Origin of the sequence: Marisediminicola senii (assembly GCF_011057645.1) — a bacterium.
GTDB lineage: Bacteria > Actinomycetota > Actinomycetes > Actinomycetales > Microbacteriaceae > Marisediminicola > Marisediminicola senii.
The window spans coordinates 25,040-32,029 of sequence record NZ_JAALGE010000037.1 but is presented as its reverse complement, the minus strand read 5'-3'; the positions used below and the strand labels follow the sequence as shown (position 1 = coordinate 32,029).

Sequence of the window (6,990 nt, the reverse complement as noted above, 5' to 3'; positions counted from 1 at the left end):
TCGCCAGATCCCGCCTCACCCTCGTCCCCGACACCGGAACCGAGGTGACCACCGAACCCGCCCTCGGACTCAGCGCCTAACCCCCAAACCGAAGGACACCGCTACACCACCACCGGGGACTTGACCCGAGCCCTGTCGTAGCGGCCCGATGCGTCTCCCAAGACGATGCCAATCACCACGACAGCGCAGATGGAAACGATGGCGAGGGCTGTGTCTCCCGGTACGCCCAGTATGGGGAAGGGCGTTGGGGATTGAGTGTTTGCGCTGATCCAATTGAGGACCATGAACATGGTCACTATTGCTACACCGGCACAGGAGATCGCGGCAATCCACCTCGCCTTGCCCACGATTTGCCGTTTGGCGTCGATAAGTGGTGTGTGGTGTGCCTTTCCGCGCGCGCTCATCTCATTAGAATATTTGTCAGTCCGGAGCCCGACCTCGTGGCACTGGTCGGGTGACGATGAGTAGAGGCCGGGCACGAAGGTGTCGAATACGGAGTTGAACGACGGAACACAGCATCACCAGAAGACGCCATACGATTCCTGACTTCGATGCGGCGAGAGGTAGACGAGGGTATTCGCCCTTCGTGTTCTACTGAGCGTTCATGTACCACTCGATTAGAGGTGGTCCGGTGGCGTCTGTTCGTCTTCTTCCGGCAGTTCAATCGTCCTGATTGTCGAGATACCGCCTTGATTGATGCAGTCCTCAACTATCTCGTATAACCGCCGGCGGTATACGTCGTCAGAAGAGGCCGCGTCCAAACTCGCGTCCACCGGAACGTAGTTTTTCAATGGGACCGAGGTGCCGTCATAAAGATGGCCGCTCTGGTCCACCGTCACAATAAGCAAGGGCTTGGGTGGTGCCCACTCAATGCCAACGCGCACGTCATACTCTGCCGGACCGAGTTCTCTGCTCCAAGTGCGAATGAGTGCCAGAAAATCAGCAACGGCAAGTTCGATTGCGGCGGAGTCGACCTGACTATCTCGCACCATGCCGCCGCTAACGCCGCGGTGGCCGCCCACGGTAGCGGCCATACTTACGGCACCGTCCGTGTGAATAGAGATCCAAGCAGCACGCCAAGCCGATTTGTCAGTCGTTGCCGCATTGAGTGCGACCCACCGTCGAAGTCCTGGACGGGGGTTGTTGGCGACATTATCAAGCGGGTGAACGCCGTTATCGCTGCTGAACTCTCCGGCGAGGTTCCTTGCATTTCTCAGAATGGCACGCGCGGCCGTCTTGTCGACTCGGCCCGATTTGACTCCAGGTATTCGCGGACATGCGACCGCAACGAGCACGGCCCTCGATGAATCTATCCAACCAGTTGTCTCGTCGTAGAGCCGAGCAAGAGCGGCACCCGAACGCCGGCGCTCGTCTAGACGCGCGCGATACGCCGCTTCGATCTGGCGCTCCTTCATCCATTCCGTATCCGCATCGTTTCGCAACGGGGCGCCGAAGAATTTGTCTCGAAAGATGAGATGTGGGCCGTCCACCGACGGCGGAACCACCAAGACGACCGCACGGTTTCCCGCTGTGCCGACCGCGTATAGCCCGATGAAAACGGGCGGAGTTATCGCACTGTAGGCAGCTGCTCGCAGCGTGCGCTCGTGATGCTCCGTGAGATCCCCCACGTTTTTCCGGCCCACTGCAACTTTGTCCTGTTCCTCCACGCCGTAGACAATCACTCCACCACCGCTGTTAGCCATCGCCGCCACATCCTTCGGGAAATCGGTAGTCGCAAGTGCTTTGAACGGCGGGAGTTCACTTTTCCAATCGAGATCATCCGTTTCGGCCAACTGTTGTTCGACCGCAGCATCTACGAGCTCGTCGGTAATCGGGCTCGGGCCACGGCCGAGGAGCCTGTGAAGCGAAGTGAATTGCATGAACGAATAATCGCAGCCTGAGCTCGCACTGCGTCCCATCGACGCGTCTCGTGATCTCCTTGCCCTTCCGGCGGCGGCCAATGTCCAGGTGCGACGAACGTGGCTGCGATCAGAAGGCGCGTAGTGCAGCGCGCGGGATTACCGCTGGTTCAGCAGTGGCAACCAGGGGGTTCCAACTACCGGCTCGAGATGAGCTGCCTGTTCAGGCGAAGTCCCACCCGGCTGAGGAAAGGTAGTACTCAATCTGAGTTATTCGGCGGTCCGCTTCAAGCAGGTATTCATCCGCGGAGTCCCAGGGGTGCGCAGAACCGCTGTCGTCCTGGGGTAGCTCTAAGGCGAGCTTGGCCATTGATTGCACCCTAAGCCTCTCCTTTTTCAACTGGTCAAGTTCCCGCAGTGCCTTCAGGTGCAGACGTTCCGTTTGCTCATCCGCTAGGACGAACTGGTAGGCGGCATTGACGGAACCTGAGAGCCATGCGTCGAACTGAAGGGCGGTCATTCCGTCGAAGTCAGGACTGAGGTTCGGAAGGTCGAGAGTGTCATGGGGGCGGCCCATTGCAACCAATAGGTAGGTCGGGGCGACCCGAAGAGCCATCGCAAGGTTCAAAAATTGAGACAGCGTGAGGTCGGCCTTTCGGCCCGCTTCAATGTTCTGAATGATGGATTCCGTGATCGACCCACCCGGGACAGCTTCCGCTAGGTCTCGTGCAGAGCGGAACCCCCGGAGCTTGCGCATTGCCTGGATCCGTTCCCCAATACCCATCGCTACCCGGAAATCTGTCATGACGACAGATTACCGACGCGACTCTTGTCAATCGAACCGCCGCGGTCTACTGTGACTGTGACAGATCAAAGCATCTGTCTTTGTCGCGTAGACAGGAGATTGTGATGGGCGAGGAATTCATTCAGCCAGCTGCCGTTCGGGAGATCACCGGGTTGTCGATAGCTGCACTTGCACAGCTGCGCTACCAGGGCCGGGGACCGAAGTTCTACAAGCCGACGCCGCGGACCGTTCTGTACAAGAGGTCAGAGGTTGTCGCGTGGGTTGAGGCCAGCGCGCAGACCCGCACGGGTACGCCGAGCTACGCGTAGCCGGCTGCTGCGATTTGGGCCGCGGTAGGCGGTCACGAGAATGCCCCGGGCGGTAACCCGGGGCGATGATCTACGACTCGAGCAGGAGAAGAGATCGATGCCAATTTTAGCGCACCCATCGTCAATGCCTCCGGTCGACTTGTTCGGCTGAGGGAGCACTCGGTGGCTGCATCAACACTGCAGCGACCCGCTTTAACTGCAGAGCCAGCGCCGAGCATCCGAGGGCTCGGGTGGTTCCGCTGATGGGGCTTTACGCTGCGAAGAACGCGGTGCTCGTCGCCGCGCAAAGAGACCTGGGGCACGTCGCTGCACGGTTGTTTCTGCACATGGCGCTGGAGTGCTGGGACGACGAGGACAACCCGACCGGTCAGGCCCCGCGACGATATTTTGCCGCCCGAGAGTCATCCGCGATCGCATTGGGATACCTCGCGCCGGCCAACGGTACCGAGCAGGCCCACCATGCCGTGAAACGTGCGGTGAGGGAGCTCGTCGACAAAGGCGCGATCCGGCGCATCTCTCAGGGACGCAATGGGCACACCGCCGAGTTCGAACTCCTCGTCGATAGCCGAGCCCCGTTTGGCAGGCACGGTTTTCCACAGGACGTTGTTTCGCTGTCCGGGAGGAGCCGGAAGGGGGCTGCTCAGCGGCCCCCACAGGTGGCCATTTTCTCACCCCCTAAGGGGGCCGGTGAGTGGCCCGCTAAAGGGGCCGCTCAGCGGCCCTCTTAACAGGAGAGAACATGAGAAACAAAATGAGAACAGCGCTCCCGATCTGTTTCGGCGTCACTGGGTGGTTTCTCTCACGCAGCGAAAGTTCTTTATCTGTCACGGTCCAATCCCACGCTCCAGAGCGACGTCTGCAGGTGCGGGTCGGTACTTAACGGCAAGGTGATGGGCACTCACGACAGAACACGCGGAGCGCAATAGAGGGGCGAAGACACCTGGTGCCTATTCTTTTGCCTATTCATCGTGAGCGAATAGGCAAACGAACAGGTGTGGAGCGGTTTGCCCTGTCCTGCCGTGGTTTCCGCGGCAAGCGCACTTCCCAACCTCACCCACACACCAACACTGTGACTGAGGTTGGGAAGTAAAGAAACCACGGCAGGACAGGGCAAAAGAACAACAACAGAAGACCAAGCAAGAGAAGCAGTAAGTAGTAGCAACTGAATATTTGACTGAGATTTATTTCGTCTGACGACGATCATCTGGTGTCAGGGGTGGCTGGTAATCAGGGGTCATCTTGTGGAGCGAGGTGGTTGACGGTGATGCAGTTTACGAGTCGCGATGAGGCGATGTTGGACTGGCTGAGCGTAGTTCGGGTGGCGGACATGGATGCGATCCGGTGGGCCCTTGGCGGGTTCGCATCGGCAGGTAGTCCAGTGTCCGTACGGAAAGCACAGCAGTGGGTTGCCCGGCTCGTCGAAGTCGGGCTGGTCGATCGAGCGAGGCCCTCGTACCGGAACGGGTCCTTGGTGTGGGCAACCCACCAGGCCATTGGGAAGACCGCCCCAGACCTGTTCAAGATGACCACCCGGCACGAAGTTGCGGTCGCTGCGGTCTCGGCAAGGTACATCACCCGCGGGTACAGCTGGGTGCGAGATAAGAAGCCGTCGTCGCTGCTGGAGCATCAGGCGGATGGGGTCGCTACTCGGGATGAGATCCAGGAGTTGATTGAGGTGGAGCTGACGGCGAAGTCCATCACCCGGTACCGGCAGATCTTCGACAGCCACACCATGCGCCTCACCCGACACGGCATCGCCCGCGTCGCCTACTTCTGCACACCGGACGTTGCCCGTATCGTCGAGCGGGAGGCGGACCGTTTCGTGTTCCGCACCGACCGCGCCCGCATCACAGTGCACCCGGTCTTCGACCGGCACGGCCGCTGGCTCGCCATCGACGACACCGCGGCGGATGCTATCCCGCCCGCGTCGGTGCCCATGCAGCTGACCGGGTTCGGCGACGATCGGGACACCCCATGAGCAACACCGCCCCCAGCGACGTCGGCAGCGACATGCTCGCCCGCCTTATTGCCGCAGCCGCCATCACCGTCCTAGCCCTCGTGGCATTACCGCTGGCTATCCCCGTTGTTGCCACCCGCATGGCCGGAGACACGGTTGCCACGAAGACCAGCTTCTGGGTGGTCAGCAAATGGCACTGGGTGATCAACGCCGCCGGCATCATCGCGGTCGCATCACTGATCACCGTCGAGGTTGTTCTGCTCGCGAGGTGGATCAGCTCCGGGGACGCCGAAGCGTTCTCCGCGACCGACGGCTGGGCTCCCCAACTCGTACCGGTGTTCGCACCCTGGGCGGTAATCAACCTGCTCGCCGGGTTGTTGCTACTCCCGGTCGCTTGGTCACTCCGACGCCGACGGATAGCCACCCAGGTGCGCACCAGACAGATCACGGACGTCATCCGGCAGGAGAAGATCGAGAACGCCCGCAAGCGCGCCGCCGACCTCTCAACCGCCAACCACATCGGCGTCACCCTCGACCGGAACACCGGACGCATCACCGGCACCGGTGCACACCCCACTACAGCTCCGCACCCGGTAGGGGAGGGGAGGCAGGCGTTCGGAGTCGTGAACCGCAGCACCGTGCGCACCTTCGCGGACAAGTTCCACGACATCCGCCGCGTCCGCGACTGGATCAACCCCACCGGCACCCACCTCATCCTCCCCACCAACTCCTCCGCCGTCAGAGCACTCGTCATCGCCGAATCCGGCGCCGGCAAAACAGTGCTCCTCAACGACATCGCCCTGTGCGCAACCCAGTACGGATGGCCCGTCATCGTCATCGACGCGAAAGGCGACCCCGCCGACGCCGAAGAGCTCATCACCACCGCGGAGACACTCGGCCACACCGCCACCCTCGGCGGAGCATGGGACCTGTTCAACGGCACCGCCGATCAAGTAACCGCGAAACTGATGCGGCTCATGCCTATACCCGACGGCGCCAACCAGTACTATCTCGACGAGATCCGCGGCGTCCTCCAAGCCGTCCAACACGAGAGCCCCATCCGCAGCGTCGACGACCTTCGCGAACGCATTCAGCACCCCGCCTTTCACGTCCGAGACCAATACGACCTATCCATGGTCAACCAACCCATCGACCGCAGCGGCACCACCGCTGGCAGTCGCGCCTTACAGAGCCTCCTTGTTGCTCTCCGCCCGCTCGAGAAGTGGATCGACGACGACGGCTGGTCTTACACGGCACCTGCCGCGGACGTCACCGTCGTGCCGCTGTCCCCGGTTAATGACGCGCAAGCGAAGCTGGGCGACCTGCTGCTGCTGGATCTGCGCAACTACCTCGCCACCCGCCTCGAGGGCCGAGACAAGACTCCTGTGCTGGTCATTGTGGACGAGTTCCCGCAACTCGTCACCGGTGCACAAGACCCCGGGGACATCGCTGGCAGTTTGTTCGAGACCGCCCGCACCGCCGGGGTCGGGCTTGTCCTCGCCACCCAAAGCGTCGCCGGACTGTCCAACGACCCCCTCCGCCGGCGACGTGCGCTGAGCAGCGGTGCTGCTCTCATTTTTGGGCGGTCGAAGGATCCGGACGAAATCGTGAATTATGCCGGCACCATCATGCGTCTCGAATCCTCCAGTTCCGGTGACGAACTCGGAGCCGCCCGGGCACAACACAGCTACGTCATTCCGCCGCAGGATGTTCGCGAGGCCTCCGACGGCGCATTCTGGCTCGTCCAGTCCGGTGCCCTCGCCCCGTTCCGAGCGCTCCCCACAGGTCGGCCGGGGTTGCGGTCGCCAAGGATGACAGCAGACGAATGCCCACATGAAGAGGTGGGCCCGGCACAAGGAGAGCCTGGGCTCTCCGACGAACACGTCCAGGCTTAGGAAACCGGAAGGCTGACTAACCGCGGCGGCGGAGGAACTTCTGCGGCCAGTTGGGTTCGCCCTCCGGTGGGGTGATGCCCATGAAGTTGAGAATCCTCCGCATCGCGCCACCATAGCGGCCCACCGGAGTTAGGCCCGAAACTCGGTTCAGCGTCTGTTCGGTGAT

6 protein-coding genes are annotated in these 6,990 nt (G+C 61.5%); 3 read left to right on the top strand and 3 right to left on the bottom strand.

Annotated elements, in window-relative coordinates; genetic code table 11:
* Nucleotides 1-101 precede the first annotated feature (101 nt).
* The 3 genes from G5S38_RS11530 to G5S38_RS11520 form a co-directional block, all read right to left on the bottom strand.
* The gene (locus tag G5S38_RS11530; RefSeq protein WP_165068717.1) at nt 102-404 is read right to left on the bottom strand and encodes a hypothetical protein; all 303 of its coding nucleotides are present in this window, start codon (nt 402-404) and stop codon (nt 102-104) included.
* 213 nt (nt 405-617) lie between these two features.
* On the bottom strand, nt 618-1,880 hold the full coding sequence (locus tag G5S38_RS11525; protein ID WP_165068715.1) for an AlbA family DNA-binding domain-containing protein: 1,263 nt from the start codon (nt 1,878-1,880) through the stop codon (nt 618-620).
* 202 nt (nt 1,881-2,082) lie between these two features.
* On the bottom strand, nt 2,083-2,664 hold the full coding sequence (locus G5S38_RS11520; RefSeq protein ID WP_165068712.1) for a helix-turn-helix domain-containing protein: 582 nt from the start codon (nt 2,662-2,664) through the stop codon (nt 2,083-2,085).
* A 104-nt stretch (nt 2,665-2,768) separates the two neighbouring features.
* Between G5S38_RS11520 and G5S38_RS11515 the strand changes: the two genes are divergently transcribed.
* From G5S38_RS11515 to G5S38_RS11505, 3 genes are all read left to right on the top strand, one after another.
* Nucleotides 2,769-2,972, top strand: a complete 204-nt coding sequence (locus G5S38_RS11515) for a helix-turn-helix transcriptional regulator (RefSeq protein ID WP_165068710.1) — start codon at nt 2,769-2,771, stop codon at nt 2,970-2,972.
* A gap of 1,522 nt (nt 2,973-4,494) precedes the next feature.
* Entirely contained in the window at nt 4,495-4,950 is a 456-nt protein-coding gene (locus tag G5S38_RS11510) for a hypothetical protein (protein WP_165068708.1), read from the top strand.
* A complete protein-coding gene (locus G5S38_RS11505) occupies nt 4,947-6,824 on the top strand; it encodes a type IV secretory system conjugative DNA transfer family protein (RefSeq protein WP_165068706.1) in 1,878 nt (625 codons plus the stop codon). The genes G5S38_RS11510 and G5S38_RS11505 overlap by 4 nt, the downstream gene beginning before the upstream one ends.
* Nucleotides 6,825-6,990: the final 166 nt, after the last annotated feature.

Bases quoted from the DNA above. Each gene is read 5' to 3' on its own strand.
- G5S38_RS11530 (WP_165068717.1), bottom strand. From the start codon at position 404: ATGAGCGCGCGCGGAAAGGCACACCACACACCACTTATCGACGCCAAA.
- G5S38_RS11525 (WP_165068715.1), bottom strand. From the start codon at position 1,880: ATGCAATTCACTTCGCTTCACAGGCTCCTCGGCCGTGGCCCGAGCCCG.
- G5S38_RS11520 (WP_165068712.1), bottom strand. From the start codon at position 2,664: ATGACAGATTTCCGGGTAGCGATGGGTATTGGGGAACGGATCCAGGCA.
- G5S38_RS11515 (WP_165068710.1), top strand. From the start codon at position 2,769: ATGGGCGAGGAATTCATTCAGCCAGCTGCCGTTCGGGAGATCACCGGG.
- G5S38_RS11510 (WP_165068708.1), top strand. From the start codon at position 4,495: ATGACCACCCGGCACGAAGTTGCGGTCGCTGCGGTCTCGGCAAGGTAC.
- G5S38_RS11505 (WP_165068706.1), top strand. From the start codon at position 4,947: ATGAGCAACACCGCCCCCAGCGACGTCGGCAGCGACATGCTCGCCCGC.